Genomic DNA, 18,419 nt, shown 5'->3' with positions numbered 1-18,419 from the left:
GCACGATTGCGCAGTTGAGCATTGCCGACGAATTCGATTGACCGATGCACAGAAGGACCCAAATATCACTTGGGTGGATTAGGCTCGGAGAAGCTCAGAGCGACTGGTAGGTGGGCTGGTTGGCGTTTGATCCAATGGCTGTTGAGGAGGCCTTGAATGACCGCGCACGATATTTCGCTTGATGACAAGTTTGATCTGACCAAGCAGCGGATCTTCGTGACCGGGTCGCAGGCAGTGGTGCGGTTGTTGATGATGCAACATGAGCGCGACAGGCTTGCGGGGCTTAACACAGCCGGTTTTGTATCCGGGTATCGCGGCTCGCCGCTGGGTGGCCTGGACCAACAAATCGAGCGCGCACAACGCCAGCTTCAAAGTCGGAACATTATTTTCCAGCCAGGCCTTAACGAGGAATTGGCGGCGACCGCCTGTTGGGGCAGCCAGCAGGTGGGACTCGACGGGACCGGTAAATATGATGGCGTGTTTTCCATCTGGTATGGCAAGGGACCGGGCGTGGATCGCTCCGGTGATGTCTTCCGGCACGCCAATCTTGCCGGCACGGCTCCGCATGGCGGCGTTCTGGCGCTGATGGGTGACGATCACACTGCGGAAAGCTCGACCAACGCCCATCAGACCGAGTTCAACTTTGTTGACACAATGATTCCGATCCTCAATCCGGCCGGTGTGCAGGAGATGATCGATTACGGCCTTCACGGCTTCGCCATGTCCCGGTTTGCCGGAACCTGGGCGGCGCTCAAATGTGTCAAGGACAATGTGGAATCGACTGCTTCTGTCGAGGCCGGGCTTGACCGTATCAAGATTGTGCTTCCGGAATTCTCGATGCCGCCGGGCGGGCTCAACATTCGTGCGAATGATCTCGATTTCCTAGGTCAGGAGATGCGGCTGCATGAATACAAGCGGGATGCGGCGAGCGCTTACATCCGTGCCAACGGGCTCAACCGGATCATCTATTCGGGTGGAGCTAATGCAAAAATCGGCATTCTGACGGTCGGCAAGAACTATCTCGACGTGCGCCAGGCGCTCGAGGATATCGGAATCGACGAGGCGCGGGCCAACCAGATTGGCGTCCGGCTGTTCAAGGTGGCCTGCCCATGGCCGTTCGATCGCGAAGACATGGCCGCCTTCGTCGATGGTCTCGAGATGGTTATCGTGGTCGAGGAAAAGCGCTCGCTGCTGGAAAGTCAGTTGCGCGAAGCGCTGTATGGCTCGGCGCAGCAGCCGGTTGTCGTCGGCAAACGCGATGAACGCGGGGACTGGCTATTCCCGGTCAAGGGCGCGCTTGACCCCAATGATATCGCAGTGGCGGTGGGCGAGCGGGTGCTTCGGGTCATCGGTCACACCGAGGAAATCGACGCCAAGGTCAAACGCATCCGCCAGTTTCAAAGCATGTTGGCGGAAAGTGCCGACGTTGCGAACCGGACGCCATATTTTTGCTCCGGATGCCCGCACAATTCATCGACCAAGGTTCCCGAAGGCTCTGTTGCCGCTGCGGGCATCGGATGCCATTTCATGGCCCTGTGGATGGATCGTGACACTTCCGGGTTTACCCAGATGGGCGGCGAAGGCGCACAATGGGTTGGGCAGGCGCCGTTCAGCTCGCGCGAGCATATCTTCCAGAATCTGGGTGATGGAACATACAATCACTCGGGCGTTCTGGCGCTCAGATTTGCGATCTCGTCTGGTGCCAACATCACCTACAAGATTCTCTACAACGATGCGGTGGCGATGACCGGAGGGCAGACCCACGAAGGTGGCCTGACTGCGGATGCGATCGCCCGGCAGGTGCGCGCCGAAGGGGTCGACCGGATCGCGCTGGTCAGTGATGACCCGGACCGTTATCCGGCGGGAACCGATTGGCCTTCGGCCATCAGCATACACCACCGTTCCGAGCTGGATGCCGTCCAACGCGAGTTGCGCGAAATCCCAGGCGTTACGGTGCTGCTATACGATCAGACCTGTGCAGCGGAAAAACGGCGGCGGCGCAAACGGGGAGCGTATCCGGACCCGGACAAGCGCGTTGTCATCAATGAACTGGTCTGCGAAGGCTGCGGTGATTGCGGGGTGAAGTCCAACTGTGTCTCGATCCAGCCATTGGAGACCGAGTTCGGCCGCAAACGCCGGATTGACCAGTCGGGCTGCAACAAGGATTTCTCCTGTATCGAGGGGTTCTGCCCTTCATTCGTAACCGTGCATGGCGCGCGGATCCGCAAGGCTGACAAGACCCTTCTCGAAACGGCAGGTGATCCGCTTGACGGCTTGCCCGCGCCAAAGGTTGCCTCGCTTGAGCAAGGTTGGGCCTCGATCATCGACGGTGTCGGCGGAACCGGCGTTGTTACGATCGGCGCGATTCTTGGAATGGCGGCGCATCTGGAAGGCAAGGGTTGTGGCATGATTGACATGGCCGGGCTTGCGCAAAAGGGTGGCGCGGTGTTTTCGCATGTGCGCATCGCCAAGACACCGGCCGATATCCATGCGATCCGGATTTCGGCTGGAAAGGCGGATCTGGTGCTCGGCTGTGATCTGGTGGTGTCGGGCTCACGCAAGGTGCTCTCGGCCGTGCGCGAAGGAGAGACGGCGTTTCTGGTCAACACCAGCGAGGTCATGCCGGGCGAATTCACCCGTGACGTCAATTTTTCGTTGCCAACCGAGCGGCTGAAACGGGCCATTGCCCAGGCTGCCGGGACAGAGTGCACGACATTCTTCGATGCCACCCGTGCGGCAACGCAGCTTTTCGGCAACGCGATTGCAGCCAACATGTTCATGCTTGGTATGGCTTCGCAAAAGGGTGCCTTGCCGCTTTCGCCAGAAACCGTGGAGGAGGCAATACGATTAAATGGTGCTTCCGTAGCGATGAACATTGCGGCATTTCGCTGGGGGCGAAAGGCTGGCCATGACCCTCAGAGTGTGTTGGCAACGCTGGCAGCTCCTCAAATCCAGGCAGAGGACGCGGCTGAACCATCTGTTGCGGAATTGATCGATCGCCGTGCCGAGTTCCTGGTGAGTTACCAGAACGAGGCCTGGGCTCAGAAATACCGCGAGACACTGATGCCGCTTGTCGAGGCAGAGACCCGGGTATGTGGACATCCCGGCCCGGTATCGGCGGCGGCGGCGAGATCCTTGTTCAAGCTCATGGCGTATAAGGACGAGTACGAGGTGGCGCGGCTTTACAGCGACGGCAGCTTCCGGCGGCAACTGGCGAAGCAATTCGAAAGTTATGAGCGCCTGGAGTACCATATGGCTCCTCCAGTTCTCAGCCGGGTCAACAGCCAGGGTCACCCGGTCAAAACATCTTTCGGTCGCGGGATGGCCCCGCTGTTCTCAGTTCTCGCCAAACTAAAGGTTCTGCGCGGAACACCACTTGATCCGTTCGGCTACACGGCCGAGCGAAAGATGGAGCGCAACCTGATTTCCGAATTTGTCTCAGATCTGGATTTCGTAAGAGACAGCCTGCGTCAGGAAAATGTGGACCTGGCCGCTGAGTTCGTCTCATACCCAATGAAAATAAGAGGTTACGGGCACGTCAAGGAGTCAAACGCAGAAACATACTTGGAAGAAAAGCAGAGGCTGAAGATGTCAATGGCCGAATTTAAGGAAGTTGTCTCAGGTGTTGCTGCGGAATAACGCTTCTTTTGATAAAGATATCAAACTGTATTTCTGACCCTGGATATTGTTAGCCGGTGCTCTGGGATCGTCCCACCCATGATTTTGTATGCCCGGTAAATGCAATCTTAATACCCTGCTGATACGCCATAACCTTGTATAAACAGGGCGGTGTTCATGCACTCAGCGAACAGCACAGCTATTGCGGATGATGTCCGCCTTTCATTTGTGTCGTCGCTCTACGAAAAGCGGGGCACGCTTTTTGCCGGCATGATTGCACACGTGGTTGCTGCGACCGCTATATATCTTCGGCTTGATGATCCCTACTACCTGTTTTGCGCTTTTTCCCTGTTTGGCATTTGGGCGTTAAGAATGCTTGATATGCAGGCGTTCGACCGTTGCGACAAAGGTACCTTTGTCCTGTCAGATACACTGCACTGGGAGCGGCGCTATGTTGCGGGACCTGTAGCCGGTGCGCTTGTTCTGGGCATCATGTGCGCCTATGCGCTGGTTATATCCCAGGACCCCTTCGCCGAATTGGTATCTATTTCTATCACGCTCGCCAGCATGATATCGGTCGTTGGTCGAAATTTTGGATCAAAACTCAATGTAGATATGATGATTCTGGCGGCTTGCCTTCCGCTGATGGCCGGTTTTCTCCTGCTTCGTGACCCCTATATGATCGTCATGGCGATGCTATTGCTGCCACTGTTCCTGACGACACGCGACATGGCAAACGGGGTCCGTGATTTTCTGTTCAACACGGTCATCGCGGAACGCAAGACCGCGGAAATTGCAGAGCGCTTTGACACCGCGCTTAACAATATGTCGCATGGTCTTATCATGCTCGACGGCCAAGGGCGGATTGAGGTCATCAATCACAAGGCGCGGGAAATCTTTGAACTGGACTCAACAATGAACTTGCGCGGGCGCGCGCTCCGGGCAGCCTTGCGCTTAAGGGCTCGCAACGGCAGCATTCCCCGCGAAAACCTCATAAAAATTTCAACGGAGTTGGAAAAACTCGTCTCTGGAAAGGACGTCCGTTCACTAATCAAGTTTGATGACAAGGTCTGGCTTGAGTTTACCTCTCGGCAGCGCCGGAGCAATGGCGTAGTCCTGATCTTTGAAGACGTGACTTCGCGCATCGAACAGGAAGAGCGCATTCTCCATATGGCGCGTTTCGATAACCTGACCGGTCTTCCGAACCGTTCCTGGTTCAGAGAGAAAGTTGACCTCAAGCTCTCCAAGCAAAAGTGCGAACGAAACGTTGCGCTGGTTGTGTTGGATATTGATGATTTCAAACACGTCAACGACACCATGGGGCACGTCAGCGGCGACAAGTTGTTGAGTGCGGTCGCAGCTCGGTTGCGATCAATGTCGCGCCAGAAGCTCGTGGTCTCCCGGTTCGGCGGCGACGAATTTGTCTTGTTTGTGCCCGATATTGCTGACGAGGCTGACCTTAGGGAGACAATGAATCAAGTGCTCGATACGTTGTCTGGAACTTATGTCATCGACCGTCACAAGCTGTTCATCAACTTCTCCGCCGGGGTGGCCATGTCCAGGGCTGACACGGCGCAGATCGAGGACATGCACATCCAGGCTGACCTCGCCCTCTATGAAGCCAAGCGCCATGAGAAGGAAAACTGGTTTCTGTTCGAGCAGGAGATGGATCGGGAATACAGCCGCCGCCAACGTCTTAAGACCGATCTGCGCGACGCGATCCAGACACAGTCCCTCACGCTAGCCTATCAGCCGATGTTCAATCCTGAAGGAACCAGAATTGTCGGCGCCGAAGCTCTTTCGCGTTGGAATCATCCGGAATTTGGTCCTGTTTCTCCGGCGGTCTATATCTCTTTGGCTGAGGAAATGGGAATTGTCGGCGAACTAAGCCGGAGTGTCATTGTTCAGGCGGTGCGGACATGCATGGAATGGCCAGAGGAAATGTTTGTTTCGGTCAATTTGTCAGCCCATGATCTTGGTGATCGGGCGATTGTCTCTGTTATTTCGGATGCACTCTCGGAGAGTGGTCTGGCACCTGAGCGGCTCCAGGTTGAGGTAACCGAAGGCGGTTTGATGAAAGACCTTGCGACTGCGCGTGCAGTTCTTTCCGAATTGCGGAAGATGGGAATGACCATCGCAATCGACGATTTTGGTACCGGGTATTCCAGTTTGAGCTATCTGGACCTGCTTCCTCTCAACAAGGTCAAGATCGACCGGTCTTTCGTCAGCAATTTGACGGAAGATCCACGCAAGCTGAAACTGTTGCGGGGCGTTGTAAATCTGGCCCGCGAGTTGGGGCTTGATATCATCGTCGAAGGCGTGGAGACCGAAGCTCAACTGACGTTGATCCGGGATAACAATTGCGCCGATCTCATCCAGGGCTACATCTTCGGCGCACCTATGTTGTCGAGCGCTTTTGAGGAATTGGCAATAAGACTTTGCCAATCGAACAAATCGATGCGTAAGCTTTCTTTGTCAGGTCGCGCCTGAAAACGGACGCAGGCCAAGCCTAGGCTTTTTGCGCCTAATTCACCCAATTTCAGTTTCCTTGCAGACCTGCTCCGTTTTGGGGAGAGGTACAACATGCTTTAGTAGTTTCTAATCAATATAAATTAACCTTAATGAGAAGTTAAACTGTCAATCAGCTCAACGCTGTTGATTAACCGGTTTTTAACGATAAGCTTTAATTGCGAATGGCAATGAGGCTAGAAATGGTAAGCGAAAAACCTGATCTACCGCGCTTCACGAAGCGTCTTTTCAAACTGCTGGACAGGGTTGAATACCGTCGGGTTGAATCTTCGGAGGACCTCGAGGCGGTGGCGCGGGTACGCTTTAAGGCCTTTGAGCAGATCGGTCTTGCTCCGAAGTCGGGCACAACGATTATTGATCCCGAGGATTTCGCCCCCAACGCTCATGTGATTGGCATTTATTACGAAGAACGGTTGGTATCGACCATCCGCATCCACCACGTCACCGCTGGTGAGCCGATGGGGCTTGCAACCGAGTGTTTTCCTGACGTAATGGGTGATTTGCTGGCCGCCGGCCGTACGTTTATAGATCCGGTTCGACTGGCAGCCGACCCAGAGGTTTTACGAGAGCTGCCAGGCATTCCCTACTTGACGTTGCGAATTGCGACGATGGCCAGTGATTTTTTTGAGGCTGATTATTGTCTGTCGGTGGTAAAGCCCAATCACAAGGCGTTTTATTCCCGTGTGTTCAATTCAAAACCGCTGGTCGAGCCGCGATATCTCGAACGGTTTTCCTCAATGGTCGAGCTTTATGCATCCGAGGTGAATTTTGAGCGCAGCTCGATCTATAGCAGATTTCCGTTTTTCACGGCTCAGCCCTTTGAGCGCAGAATGATGTTCGCACCGCGAGCCGAATTGGGTTTGACGCCGTTGACCATTCTTCCCACTGCACGGTTTGTGCAGCCACGACTTGGCTGATCCATTCGACCTGATTTTCCGCTTCGGAAGGGTTCGGCAAATCTGTTGCGTCGGCTTGTCCATTGCACATTGCCATTTGATTGTGTAATCCCTCGTTAATTGCCAATTGGGGAGTTACAGCATGGCTGAGCAGATGAGCGGTCCAGTCGAGACCGGTGCTGAGATGGATTATTCCGAGCACGAGAAAACCTACGGATTGTTCCTGGCTGGCGCCAAGTACGGAACAATCATTGTCGTGGCTTTGCTGATCGCTATGGCTGCGTATTTCTTTACCTCTGCCGGAGCCATTGTCAGCTTTCTGCTGTTCCTGGTTCTCAGCATCGGCGGCAGCATTCTCGCTCGCTGACCCGGTCGCCGCGGGTGGGCCTGGATCAATGATCCGGTCCGGCTCGCCTCATCCCAAATGCAAGAGGAGGGGCTCGCGTGGGCGCCATAGTTTATGTAGCCAAAGAATCCGATTCGCTCGAGTCGCGTGTCGCCGCCTCACCCGAAACGGTGAAGAAGATGGTCGCGCTTGGGCTTGAAGTCATTGTGCAGAAAGGTGCCGGGGAAAAGTCCCGGATAGCTGATGCCGACTATGTTGCTGCGGGCGCCAAGGCGGGAACCGCCGCTGACGCCAAGAAAGCCGACGTCGTTCTCAGGGTTCGCCGTCCGTCGGAAACAGAAATGAAATCGCTCAAGAAAGGTGCGATCGTTCTGGCGCAAATGGATCCTTATGGCAACGAGAAGGCCTTGGCCGCTCTTGCAAAGGCCGGTGTGACCGCTTTCGCCATGGAGCTGATGCCGCGCATCACCCGCGCACAGTCGATGGATGTGCTCTCGTCGCAGGCAAACCTCGCGGGCTATCAGGCTGTCATCGAAGCCACGCATGCCTTTGACCGCGCCATGCCGATGATGATGACAGCTGCGGGCACAGTGCCGGCTGCGAAGGTGTTCGTCATGGGCGCAGGGGTTGCGGGACTGCAGGCAATTGCAACAGCACGCCGCCTGGGTGCAGCGGTTTCTGCCACCGATGTTCGTCCGGCTGCCAAGGAACAGGTCGCCTCGCTGGGTGCCAAGTTCATCGCGGTTGAGGACGATGAATTCAAGGCAGCGGAAACTTCCGGCGGCTACGCCAAGGAAATGTCCAAGGAATACCAGGCAAAGCAGGCGGCGCTGGTGGCCGATCATATCTCCAAGCAGGACATCGTGATCACAACCGCTCTCATTCCAGGCCGACCGGCGCCGAAACTGATTTCGCGCGACATGCTCAAGAGCATGCGTTTGGGATCTGTGGCTGTCGATCTCGCGGTGGAGCGCGGCGGCAATGTTGAAGGGTCCAAGCCCGGTGACACCGTCACGATTGACGGCGTGACCGTGATTGGTGTGCTCAACATGCCCGGTCAGATCGCAGCGAGTGCGTCTTTGCTCTATGCGAAAAACCTGCTGACTTTCCTCGACACCATGATCGACAAGGAAAGCAAGACAGTTTCTGTCGACCTGGAAGATGAACTGGTCAAGGCAACCGCGTTGACCCATGGTGGCGCAGTCATTCATCCCGCCTTCGGCGGTGAAACCAGCAAGGGGGCAGCGTGATGGCAGGTTCCGTACTTGATACAGCGCTTGAAAATCTCGAGCAGGCGGTCAGCGCTGTTCGCGCAGCAGCAGAAAATGCCGGACCTGCTGGTGATGGCGTGGCGGCGGCCGTCCATGCAGCCAGTGGTGGCGCAATTGATCCATTCGTATTCCGCCTGGCGATCTTCGTGCTGGCGATCTTTGTCGGCTACTATGTGGTCTGGTCGGTGACGCCAGCTTTGCACACACCGCTGATGGCGGTGACCAACGCGATCTCCTCGGTGATTGTGGTTGGGGCGCTGCTCGCTGTAGGGGCATCCCTTTCAGGTTGGGCAACGGGCTTTGGGTTCGTCGCTTTGGTGCTGGCTTCGGTCAACATCTTCGGCGGGTTTCTGGTAACCCAGCGCATGCTCGCCATGTACAAGAAAAAAGAGAAGTGAGGTCCGGCTGATGTCAGAGAATTTCGCCGCATTCGCCTACCTCGTTTCGGGTGTCCTGTTCATCATGGCACTTCGGGGCCTGTCGCATCCGACGACTTCGCGTCAGGGCAACATGTACGGCATGATCGGGATGGCGATCGCCATCGTCACCACGCTGCTTCTTGCTCAGCCATCTTTTAGCGGCTTTGTGATGATCATCGCCGGTCTCGCCATCGGTGGTGGCGCGGGCGCTTACATCGCGCGCAAGATTGCGATGACCTCGATGCCGCAACTGGTTGCGGGCTTTCACAGTCTGGTGGGCCTCGCTGCCGTGCTGGTAGCTGCTGCCGCACTCTATTCGCCGCATGCCTTCGGTATTGGCGAAGTGGGTGAAATCCATGCCCAGGCATTGATCGAAATGTCGCTGGGCGTGGCCATCGGCGCCATCACCTTTACCGGTTCGATCATCGCGTTTCTCAAACTTGATGGACGGATGTCTGGCAAGCCGATCATGTTGCCAATGCGGCATGTGATCAACGCGGCACTGGGTATCGGTATCGTGGTTTTGATCGGCGTTCTGGTTTTCACCGAAAGCTACACGGTGTTCTGGCTGATCGTTTTGTTGTCGCTGATCCTCGGTGTGCTGATCATCGTCCCGATCGGGGGCGCCGACATGCCAGTGGTGGTGTCGATGCTCAACTCCTATTCGGGATGGGCTGCAGCCGGCATCGGCTTCACGCTGGGCAATCTCGCCTTGATCATCACCGGTGCGCTGGTTGGTTCCTCCGGTGCGATCCTGTCCTACATCATGTGCAAGGGTATGAACCGGTCGTTCATCTCAGTCATCCTCGGCGGATTTGGTGGAGAAACCGCGGCTGCGGGTGGTGATGATATCGACCGCACGGTCAAGATGGGATCCGCTGATGATGCGGCCTTCCTGATGGCCAATGCATCCAAGGTGATCATTGTGCCTGGATACGGCATGGCCGTGGCACAGGCCCAGCATGCTACCCGTGAGCTTGCCGACAAGCTCAAGGAAAATGGTGTTGAGGTGAAATACGCCATTCACCCGGTGGCAGGCCGCATGCCTGGTCACATGAATGTTCTGCTCGCGGAAGCCAATGTGCCCTATGACGAGGTCTTCGAACTCGAGGACATCAACTCGGAATTTGCTCAGGCTGATGTAGCCTACGTGATCGGGGCCAACGATGTGACCAACCCGGCCGCACGCGATGACAAGACCTCGCCGATTTACGGGATGCCGATCCTTGATGTGGACAAGGCGCAGACATGTCTGTTCGTCAAGCGTTCGCTGGGTTCGGGTTACGCGGGCATCGACAACACGCTGTTCTACAAGGATGGCACGATGATGCTCTTGGGCGACGCCAAGAAGATGACCGACGACATCGTCAAGGCGATCGATCACTGATTGGTGCTCAAATATCCGTTTTGTTCGGTTGAATCTGATGTAGAAAAAAGGCCCGGTTGTTGCCGGGCCTTTTTGTTTCCCTGCCCATACCCTTGTGTTGCCCCGGTTTGACTATCAAGCAGGTTGGCACAGCCAAACCGTTGCCTCTCGCGGGGCGGTTTCTACCTGGCTGAGGCAGCGGGAAGGTGAATTTTGTCTAGGTGTGAACTTGCCTGTAGAGCAGGCGATGCTGATCAGCGAACGCGCGCCAGACCGTCGATCGCCGGCCGATATTTCGGATCAAGCTGAGCCGCGCGGGCATAGGACCGCTTGGCCCGGGCCTTGTCGCCACGGCGCTCGTAAATCAATGCCTGGTTTGCCCAGGATTCAGCAATCCGCTGATCGAGTTCGATTGCGCGGTTGAAATCGCTGAAGGCGTTTTCATCGTCATTGAGCGCGACATAGGAAATGCCGCGGCCATTGTAGGGCTCAGGCGAATTCGGAGCCAGCGAGATCGAGGTCGAGAAGTCCTCGATGGCCTGAGGGTGCTGCCCGCGCAATTGCTTGATAAGTCCGCGGTTGTGATAGGCACGCGGATCGGTTGTTTCGAGATTGATGGCGCGGTTGTAGTCTGCCATGGCTTCATTGTTGCGCCCGGCCTGGCGGTACAAATTTCCACGGCCGATATAGGCGACATCATATCGCGGATTGATTTGCAGGGCGCGATTGTAGTCATTCGCCGCTTCCACAACATTGCCCATGGAGCGGTGAATGAGCGCGCGGTTGGCATAGGCCTGGAAGAAAGAAGGGTTGAGTTGAAGCGCCCGGTTGAAATCATCAAGTGCGTTGCGGAACTGGCCGGAGCGCCCGTAGGCCGCGCCACGGACATTGTAACCTTCAGGATCGCTCGGGTTGCGGCGGATCACTTCCGTCAGTGAGGCGATGTTCTCTTCGGTGCCCTGGGTCCGGTCGATTTGGATTGTGTCGATCGGCGAGCTGGTGGAGCAGCCGGACACTGCAATGGCCACCGCAGCAGCAATCATCCATGGTCGCATGATGCCCGGGATCCGGTCTTTTGCCTTGATTGCCGCAGTTAAACGCATCGTTCGTGTCCCCTACAAACGGCAGCGGGAGACCCCGTGCCGCCAACCCAGTTCAAATGCAGCGACCTGTTTAAATCCCCGGCGATTCAATCAGAGCCTGTGCGCAAAAAGGCGGAGACGAATCTTCGTCTCCGCCTCATATGCATGCAAGCCTAAAAGGGCAAAAAAACGGCTAAATCAGCGCGAAGCCGGGCGACCGCCGCCGATAAGGCCTTCGCGCTGTGCCCGCTTGCGGGCCAGCTTGCGGACGCGGCGGACAGCTTCAGCCTTTTCGCGCGCACGCTTCTGCGATGGCTTCTCGTAAAAATCACGCATCTTCATTTCACGGAAAATGCCTTCACGCTGCATTTTCTTCTTGAGAGCGCGGAGCGCCTGATCGACATTGTTATCGCGGACAAGTACCTGCACGTTAATCCCGTTCCTTCGAGTTTTTGGTTGGTTGAAGCAACCCTTATTGAACAAACAATTTATGTTCGTTCGACCAGGGGCTTTACGATTGAGTGGGCAGATACCAGTTTCCCCGGCATAAGTCCAGTCCCTGGCCGCTTGACAACATCTGCTATCGCCTATTTTTCATGCGGCTGGCTGGCTTGTTTTCGGTATGCGGCTTGATGTGCCCGTGTTTGATGACGCGGTGCGACATTGATTGCCGCCTTGGAGTCGCAAAACAGCCGATGCCGTGCAATTGAATTTGCTTTTGCTTGTCTGAATTCATACGGAAAAATCTGGAGCCACATCTTTATGCGCAAATACTCCGCTTTCGCCGTCGCCCGCGAGGCGCTCCGCGGCCACAAGGGCTGGTCTGCGCAATGGACCTCGCCCGAGCCGCGCAAAGACTATGATGTCATCATCGTCGGTGCAGGCGGGCATGGCCTGGGGACTGCCTATTATCTGGCAAAAGAGCATGGCATCACCAACATTGCGGTGATCGAGAAGGGCTGGCTCGGCGGCGGCAACACTGGCCGCAACACGACCATCATCCGCTCCAATTATCTATATGATGAAAGTGCCGGGCTTTATGATCATGCGCTCAAGCTTTGGGATGGGTTGTCACAGGATCTCAACTACAATGTGATGTACTCGGCGCGCGGCGTGATGATGCTGGCGCACAATGTTCACGATGTGCAGGTGTTCAAGCGGCACATCCACGCCAACCGGCTCAACGGTATCGACAATGAGTGGCTGACGCCCGAGCAGGCGAAGGATTATTGTCCGCCTCTCAATATTCAGCAATCGGCGCGTTATCCCGTCGTGGGTGCCGCGCTGCAACGCCGCGGGGGCACCGCGCGCCATGATGCTGTTGCCTGGGGATATGCGCGCGCAGCGGCCGATATGGGCGTTCACATCATTCAGAACTGCGAGGTCACCGGCGTGCGCCGCTCTGATGATGGTTCGGTCTCCGGGGTCGACACCAGCCGCGGTTTCATCGGCGCCAAGAAAGTCGGCGTTGTTGCTGCGGGGCATACCTCGGTGATCATGGAAATGGCAGGAGTGCGCATGCCGCTGGAAAGTTACCCGCTTCAGGCGCTGGTTTCCGAACCGGTCAAACCGGCATTTCCCTGCGTGGTCATGTCGAACACGGTACACGCCTATATTTCGCAGTCGGACAAGGGCGAACTGGTGATCGGCGCAGGTACCGACCAGTACACCTCCTATTCCCAGACCGGCGGGCTTCACATTCTGAGCCATACGCTCGACGCGATCTGCGAGATGTTCCCGATGTTTACCCGCATGAAGATGCTCAGGTCCTGGGGCGGCATCGTCGACGTGACGCCTGACCGGTCGCCAATCCTGTCAAAAACCCCGGTCAAAGGGCTGTATGTCAATTGCGGCTGGGGTACCGGCGGCTTCAAGGCAACGCCCGGGTCAGCGCATGTCTTTGCTCATACGATCGCGCGTGACGAGCCACACAAGATCAATGCACCGTTCAATCTCGAGCGTTTCAGGACCGGGCGCCTTATCGACGAGGCGGCGGCGGCGGCCGTGGCGCATTGAGGCAGCTCGGATGACCCAAACTGCAATCAACATGGGTGACAAGCTCGCCGCGTTCAACGATCTTTGGTCGCCGAAGATTATTGCCGGTTTCAATGGCCACGATGTGATGGTGGTCAAGGTAAAGGGCGAGTTCAACTGGCACTCTCACCCGGATACTGACGATCTGTTTTTCGTACTTGCGGGGCGGTTGACCATCCAGATGCGTGATGGCGACGTGGTGCTCGGTCCGGGCGAAATGTACGTTGTGCCCAAGGGCGTTGAACATTGTCCGCGGGCCGACGAGGAAACCCATCTAATTATCATTGAGCCGGCAGGAACACCCAACACCGGTGATCCTGAAACCGCCGTGACCAAGACCAAGATCTGACCAAGGACCAAGCAATGCTTCTGATCCATTGTCCCTATTGCCAGGAAGAGCGGCCGGAACTCGAATTCCGCAACGCCGGCGAGGCTCATATCGAGCGGCCGAAGAACATCGCCGAGATCAGCGATGAGGCGTTCGAAGGGTTCTTCTTTATCCGTGACAACCCAAAGGGAGTTTCCTATGAGCGCTGGCGCCACATCCATGGCTGCGCGCGCTTCTTCAATGCCGTGCGCGATACGGTGAGTGATAAGTTCGTCACCACTTACAAATCCGGCGAGCCCCGTGTCGCGGTGGCGCGTGGCGATGACGGCGTGGTTCGCGTCGCAGGAGAAAAACAATGAGCGGCGCCAACCGGATCAAGGGCAAGGGCCGACTGACGCCCGCCAAGACGCTGCGCTTTACCTTCGATGGCAAGGCGCTGACAGCGGTTGAGGGCGATACGCTTGCCTCCGCGCTGATTGCCAATGGCATTCACCTGACCGGCCGCTCTTTCAAATACCATCGCCCACGCGGGATGCTGTCGGCAGGGCCGGAAGAGCCGAACGCGCTGATCGATATTGGCCGGGATGCCGCAAGACGGACGCCGAACATTCGGGCCACCGTGCAGGAGGTGTTTGACGGGTTGCAGGCCAAATCGCAAAACCGCTGGCCATCGCTGGCCTTTGATGTCGGTGGGCTGAACAATCTCGCCTCGCCGTTCTTTGCTGCCGGTTTTTACTACAAGACCTTCATGTGGCCGAAGGCTGCCTGGAAGAAGGTTTACGAGCCGGTGATCCGTGCCGCGGCCGGTCTGGGTGTGGCTCCGAGCGAGCCGGATCCGGATCACTATGCCAACCATTTTGTCCATTGTGATGTGCTGGTGATCGGCGGTGGTGCAGCCGGATTGTCTGCGGCGCTTGCCGCCGCGCATACCGGGGCAGAGGTGATCCTGTGCGACGAGCAGGCTGAAACCGGTGGCGCGTTTCATCACGAGACCGATGCGGTCATTGACGGAAAGCCGGGCTGGGACTGGGCGCAGGCCGCCACAGACGAGCTTCGCGCCATGGCAAATGTGCGGGTGCTGACTCGCACCACCGCCTTCGGATATCAGGCGCAGAATCACGTTGCCTTGCTTGAGCGGGTGACCGAACACCTGGCCAACCCGGATCCATCGCTGCCGCGTGAACGGCTTTGGCAGGTGCGCGCCAAGCAGGTGGTGATCGCCACCGGTGCGATCGAGCGGCATATGGTGTTTTCCAACAATGACCGCCCCGGCATCATGCTGGCATCTGCTGCGCGGACCTATCTCAATCATTTTGGCGTCGCCGTCGGTGCCAAGGTCGGTGTTTACACGGCCTGCGATTCAGCCTGGCACGCTGCCTTTGATCTCAAGCAGGCAGGAGTTTCCGTGCCTGCGATCATTGATGTGCGGCCCGATCCGGATGCGTCTCTGGTGGCGCGTGCCAAGGAGCTGGGCATCGAGGTTCTGGCCGGACAGTCAGTGCTCGACACCTCCGGTTCGCTTCGCATCAAATCGATGAAGGTCGGCAGGGCTTCGGGCGGGGCGACACGCGATATCGCGGTTGATGCGCTGATCATGTCTGCAGGCTGGACGCCTTCGGTGCACATGTATTCGCAATCGCGCGGCAAGGTGGTCTGGGATGAGGAAACCTCCCGGTTCCTGCCGGGCCGCAACGTTCAGGATTGTACCAGCGTCGGAGCCTGCAATGGCGTCGACGAGCTTGGTGACGCGGTTGCCGACGCCGCCAAGGCCGGGCTTGAGGCCGCGAAATCTGCCGGGATCAAGACTGGGTCCCGTTGGAAAGCACCTGAGGCTGAGGCGGGCACGTCGTGGGATGGCAGCATGATGGGGTCCGCCGGCGGCGCGGGACCTGACACCACGGTCAAGGCCTTTGTCGATTTCCAGAACGATGTGACCGCCAAGGACATCCGTCTGGCCGTGCGCGAGGGCATGCATTCGATCGAGCACGTCAAACGCTTCACCACCAACGGCATGGCCACTGATCAGGGCAAGACGTCGAACATTCACGGACTGGCGATTGCGGCTGAAATGCTCGGCAAGCCACTGCCGCAGGTGGGACTCACCACCTTTCGCTCGCCCTATACGCCGGTGACCTTCGGTGCCATCGTCAATCATTCGCGCGGTCACCTGTTTGATCCGACGCGATGCACGCCGATCCATGACTGGGAAGTGGCGCATGGTGCGGTCTTCGAGGATGTCGGGCAGTGGAAGCGCGCCTGGTACTATCCGCGCGCCGGCGAAGGCATGCATGAGGCGGTCAATCGCGAATGCCGCACGGTGCGCGAGGTCGCGGGCATGTTCGATGCTTCGACACTGGGCAAGATCGAGGTTGTCGGTCCCGATGCCGCCAAGTTCCTCGACCTGATGTACACCAATGGCTGGGACAAGCTGGCACCGGGCCGCTGCAAATACGGCATTATGCTGCGTGAGGATGGCTTCATCTATGATGACGGTGTGGTTGGACGCTTGGCCGAAGACCGGTTCCATGTGACCACGACCACCGGCGGCGCGCCGCGGGTGATGCATCATATGGAAGACTACCTGCAGACCGAGTTTCCCGATCTCAAGGTCTGGCTGACCTCGACGACCGAACAATGGGCCGTGATTGCGGTTCAGGGCCCCAAGGCTCGCGAGATCATTGCGCCGCTGGTGGAAGGCATCGATCTCTCGAATGAGGCGATGCCGCATATGAGCGTGCGGGAAGGCAAGATCTGCGGTGTGCCGACACGGTTGTTCCGGATGTCGTTCACCGGTGAGGCAGGCTTTGAAATCAATGTGCCCGCAGACTATGGCAAATCGGTCTGGGAAGCGCTCTGGGCACAAGCTGAACCGTTGGGCGCCTGTGCTTATGGGACCGAAGCCATGCACGTGCTGCGCGCGGAAAAAGGCTACATCATTGTCGGTCAGGATACCGACGGTACAATCACTCCCGATGATGCCGGGCTCAATTGGGCGGTGGCGAAAAAGAAACCGGATTTTGTCGGCATTCGGGGCATGAAGCGTCCGGATCTGGTTGCCCCGGGCCGCAAGCAGCTCGTCGGTCTGATGACCAAGGATCCGAAAACGGTGCTTGAGGAAGGCGCGCAGATCGTCGCCGATCCGAACCAGAGCCTTCCGATGACAATGATCGGTCACGTGACCTCGTCCTACTGGTCCGAGAACTGCGGCCGCTCGATTGCCATGGCAGTTGTCGCCGATGGGCGTGCGCTCAAGGGCAAGACGCTCTATGTGCCGATGCCTGACAGGACCATCGAGGTCGAGGTTTCCGACACCGTGTTTATCGACAAAGAGGGAGTGCGCCTCAATGGCTAAATCCGCTCAAGCTGCCAAGGTCGCAGCCAAAGTTGCTCAGGCCGTTCGGGTTGAGCCGCTCGCAGGCCGCATCAGCGGTGGTGCTGGCGTGACTTTGACTCCCGCCAATCCTGCAAGCCGGATCTCGTTGCGGGCTGACTCAGCCAACGCGAAGGCTCTTTCAAAAGTCCTTGGGCTGGACTTGCCGCTGGCGCCGAAGACATCGGCAAGCAATGCCAAGGGCCGTCTGGCGCTTTGGCTTGGCCCGGACGAATGGCTGATCATCGATGAGAGCGGCGATCCGATGGGCGATCTCGCGAAAGCCAGGGTGTTGCATTCGGCGACCGACATTTCCCACCGCAACACGGCGATTGTTGTGGCTGGCAAGGGCGCGCGGGCGACGCTTGAGGGCGGATGTCCGCAGAACCTGAGCGACGCGGCATTTCCCGTAGGCGCGGCAGCGCGAACTGTCCTGGGAAAAATCGAGGTTGTGATCCACCGCAGCGGTGAGACGGACTATCGCGTCGAATGCTGGCGCTCGTTCTCCGACTACGCCTTTGGCTTCCTGACGGAAACCTCAAAGGACTGCCTGGCCTGAAGGACAGTGTCGGGCATCGCGTGACGCTGGCGTCCGGTCAGCCGGCGTCTTGCGGGCGATCCTTGGGATCGAACTGGCTGATGGTCAGCCAGGTGGCGGTGAGCGCAGGTTTCTTGCTGCCCTCGATCTCGATGGTTACCAGATAGGTCAACATGATCATGCCCGCTCCACGAAAGCGGGCGGCTTCCAGCACGAACCGGCCGCGGATGCGTGTGCCTGCAGGGACCGGGGCCATGAAGCGGACTTTCTCAAAGCCGTAATTGATCCCCATGGTCTGTTCGCGCACAGTGGGGACGCAGTCATAGTTCATGGCTGACAGCATCGACAGTGTGAGAAACCCGTGTGCGATGGTTCCTCCGAATGGCGTCTCTGCTGCCCGTGCGGGATCGACATGGATGAATTGGTGGTCACCGGTGGCGTCGGCGAATGTGTCGATCCGCGACTGAGGAACCTCAATCCACTCTGATACGCCAAGTTCCGTGCCAACAAGGCTCTCGATGTCGGCGAGTGAAATCTCTCGTGCCACGCTGGCCTCCAAATGTCATATTGCAATGCGGAACCTTACAGCGATGCGTGGAGCAGTGCATTGGCAATTTTTGTC

General features: G+C 57.5%; 15 protein-coding genes. 12 read left to right on the top strand and 3 right to left on the bottom strand.

Annotated features, from left to right (window positions below; all coding sequences use genetic code 11):
* Positions 1 to 156: 156 nt before the first annotated feature.
* From HPDFL43_RS18445 to HPDFL43_RS18415, 7 genes are all read left to right on the top strand, one after another.
* Entirely contained in the window at positions 157 to 3,639 is a 3,483-nt protein-coding gene (locus tag HPDFL43_RS18445; protein WP_007198923.1) for an indolepyruvate ferredoxin oxidoreductase family protein, read from the top strand.
* A 156-nt stretch (positions 3,640 to 3,795) separates the two neighbouring features.
* Positions 3,796 to 6,108, top strand: a complete 2,313-nt coding sequence (locus tag HPDFL43_RS18440; protein ID WP_007198922.1) for a putative bifunctional diguanylate cyclase/phosphodiesterase — start codon at positions 3,796 to 3,798, stop codon at positions 6,106 to 6,108.
* Positions 6,109 to 6,329: 221 nt separating this feature from the next.
* Complete coding sequence (locus HPDFL43_RS18435; protein WP_007198921.1) at positions 6,330 to 7,064, top strand: N-acyl amino acid synthase FeeM domain-containing protein; 735 nt, start codon at positions 6,330 to 6,332, stop codon at positions 7,062 to 7,064.
* A 121-nt stretch (positions 7,065 to 7,185) separates the two neighbouring features.
* Positions 7,186 to 7,410 carry an aa3-type cytochrome c oxidase subunit IV gene (locus HPDFL43_RS18430; protein ID WP_007198920.1) on the top strand — a complete coding sequence of 75 codons (225 nt, stop codon included), beginning with the start codon at positions 7,186 to 7,188 and terminating at the stop codon, positions 7,408 to 7,410.
* 77 nt (positions 7,411 to 7,487) lie between these two features.
* On the top strand, positions 7,488 to 8,639 hold the full coding sequence (locus tag HPDFL43_RS18425; RefSeq protein WP_007198919.1) for a Re/Si-specific NAD(P)(+) transhydrogenase subunit alpha: 1,152 nt from the start codon (positions 7,488 to 7,490) through the stop codon (positions 8,637 to 8,639).
* Entirely contained in the window at positions 8,639 to 9,058 is a 420-nt protein-coding gene (locus HPDFL43_RS18420; RefSeq protein WP_007198918.1) for an NAD(P) transhydrogenase subunit alpha part 2, read from the top strand. The genes HPDFL43_RS18425 and HPDFL43_RS18420 overlap by 1 nt, the downstream gene beginning before the upstream one ends.
* Positions 9,059 to 9,068: 10 nt before the next feature.
* Positions 9,069 to 10,466 (top strand): NAD(P)(+) transhydrogenase (Re/Si-specific) subunit beta, encoded by a 1,398-nt coding sequence (locus tag HPDFL43_RS18415; protein ID WP_007198917.1) that lies wholly within the window; start codon positions 9,069 to 9,071, stop codon positions 10,464 to 10,466.
* A 233-nt stretch (positions 10,467 to 10,699) separates the two neighbouring features.
* On the opposite strand, the gene HPDFL43_RS18410 is transcribed toward HPDFL43_RS18415, so the two are convergent.
* Complete coding sequence (locus tag HPDFL43_RS18410; RefSeq protein ID WP_425348861.1) at positions 10,700 to 11,488, bottom strand: tetratricopeptide repeat protein; 789 nt, start codon at positions 11,486 to 11,488, stop codon at positions 10,700 to 10,702.
* Positions 11,489 to 11,725: 237 nt separating this feature from the next.
* On the bottom strand, positions 11,726 to 12,019 hold the full coding sequence (gene rpsU / locus HPDFL43_RS18405; RefSeq protein WP_342586398.1) for a 30S ribosomal protein S21: 294 nt from the start codon (positions 12,017 to 12,019) through the stop codon (positions 11,726 to 11,728).
* A 270-nt stretch (positions 12,020 to 12,289) separates the two neighbouring features.
* Here rpsU and HPDFL43_RS18400 point away from each other — a divergent pair, with 270 nt between their 5' ends.
* From HPDFL43_RS18400 to HPDFL43_RS18380, 5 genes are read left to right on the top strand one after another with little or no spacing between them, the layout of a single operon-like run.
* Positions 12,290 to 13,543: a sarcosine oxidase subunit beta gene (locus HPDFL43_RS18400; RefSeq protein WP_007198913.1), complete on the top strand. Its 1,254-nt coding sequence runs from the start codon at positions 12,290 to 12,292 to the stop codon at positions 13,541 to 13,543.
* A 10-nt stretch (positions 13,544 to 13,553) separates the two neighbouring features.
* Entirely contained in the window at positions 13,554 to 13,910 is a 357-nt protein-coding gene (locus HPDFL43_RS18395) for a cupin domain-containing protein (protein WP_007198912.1), read from the top strand.
* 14 nt (positions 13,911 to 13,924) lie between these two features.
* On the top strand, positions 13,925 to 14,248 hold the full coding sequence (locus HPDFL43_RS18390) for a sarcosine oxidase subunit delta (RefSeq protein WP_007198911.1): 324 nt from the start codon (positions 13,925 to 13,927) through the stop codon (positions 14,246 to 14,248).
* Positions 14,245 to 17,241, top strand: coding sequence for a sarcosine oxidase subunit alpha (locus HPDFL43_RS18385; RefSeq protein ID WP_007198910.1), 2,997 nt, complete (start codon positions 14,245 to 14,247; stop codon positions 17,239 to 17,241). Before HPDFL43_RS18390 ends, HPDFL43_RS18385 begins: the two co-directional genes overlap by 4 nt.
* Positions 17,234 to 17,818, top strand: coding sequence for a sarcosine oxidase subunit gamma (locus tag HPDFL43_RS18380; RefSeq protein ID WP_007198909.1), 585 nt, complete (start codon positions 17,234 to 17,236; stop codon positions 17,816 to 17,818). Before HPDFL43_RS18385 ends, HPDFL43_RS18380 begins: the two co-directional genes overlap by 8 nt.
* A 37-nt stretch (positions 17,819 to 17,855) precedes the next feature.
* Here the strand turns inward: HPDFL43_RS18380 and HPDFL43_RS18375 are convergent, their stop codons facing one another.
* Positions 17,856 to 18,344, bottom strand: a complete 489-nt coding sequence (locus HPDFL43_RS18375; RefSeq protein WP_040450514.1) for a MaoC family dehydratase — start codon at positions 18,342 to 18,344, stop codon at positions 17,856 to 17,858.
* Between the last annotated feature and the right edge of the window lie 75 nt (positions 18,345 to 18,419).

Origin of the sequence: Hoeflea phototrophica DFL-43, from assembly GCF_000154705.2 — a bacterium.
In the GTDB taxonomy this organism is placed as follows: Bacteria; Pseudomonadota; Alphaproteobacteria; order Rhizobiales; family Rhizobiaceae; genus Hoeflea; species Hoeflea phototrophica.
This window is presented reverse-complemented; position numbering and strand designations above follow the sequence as displayed.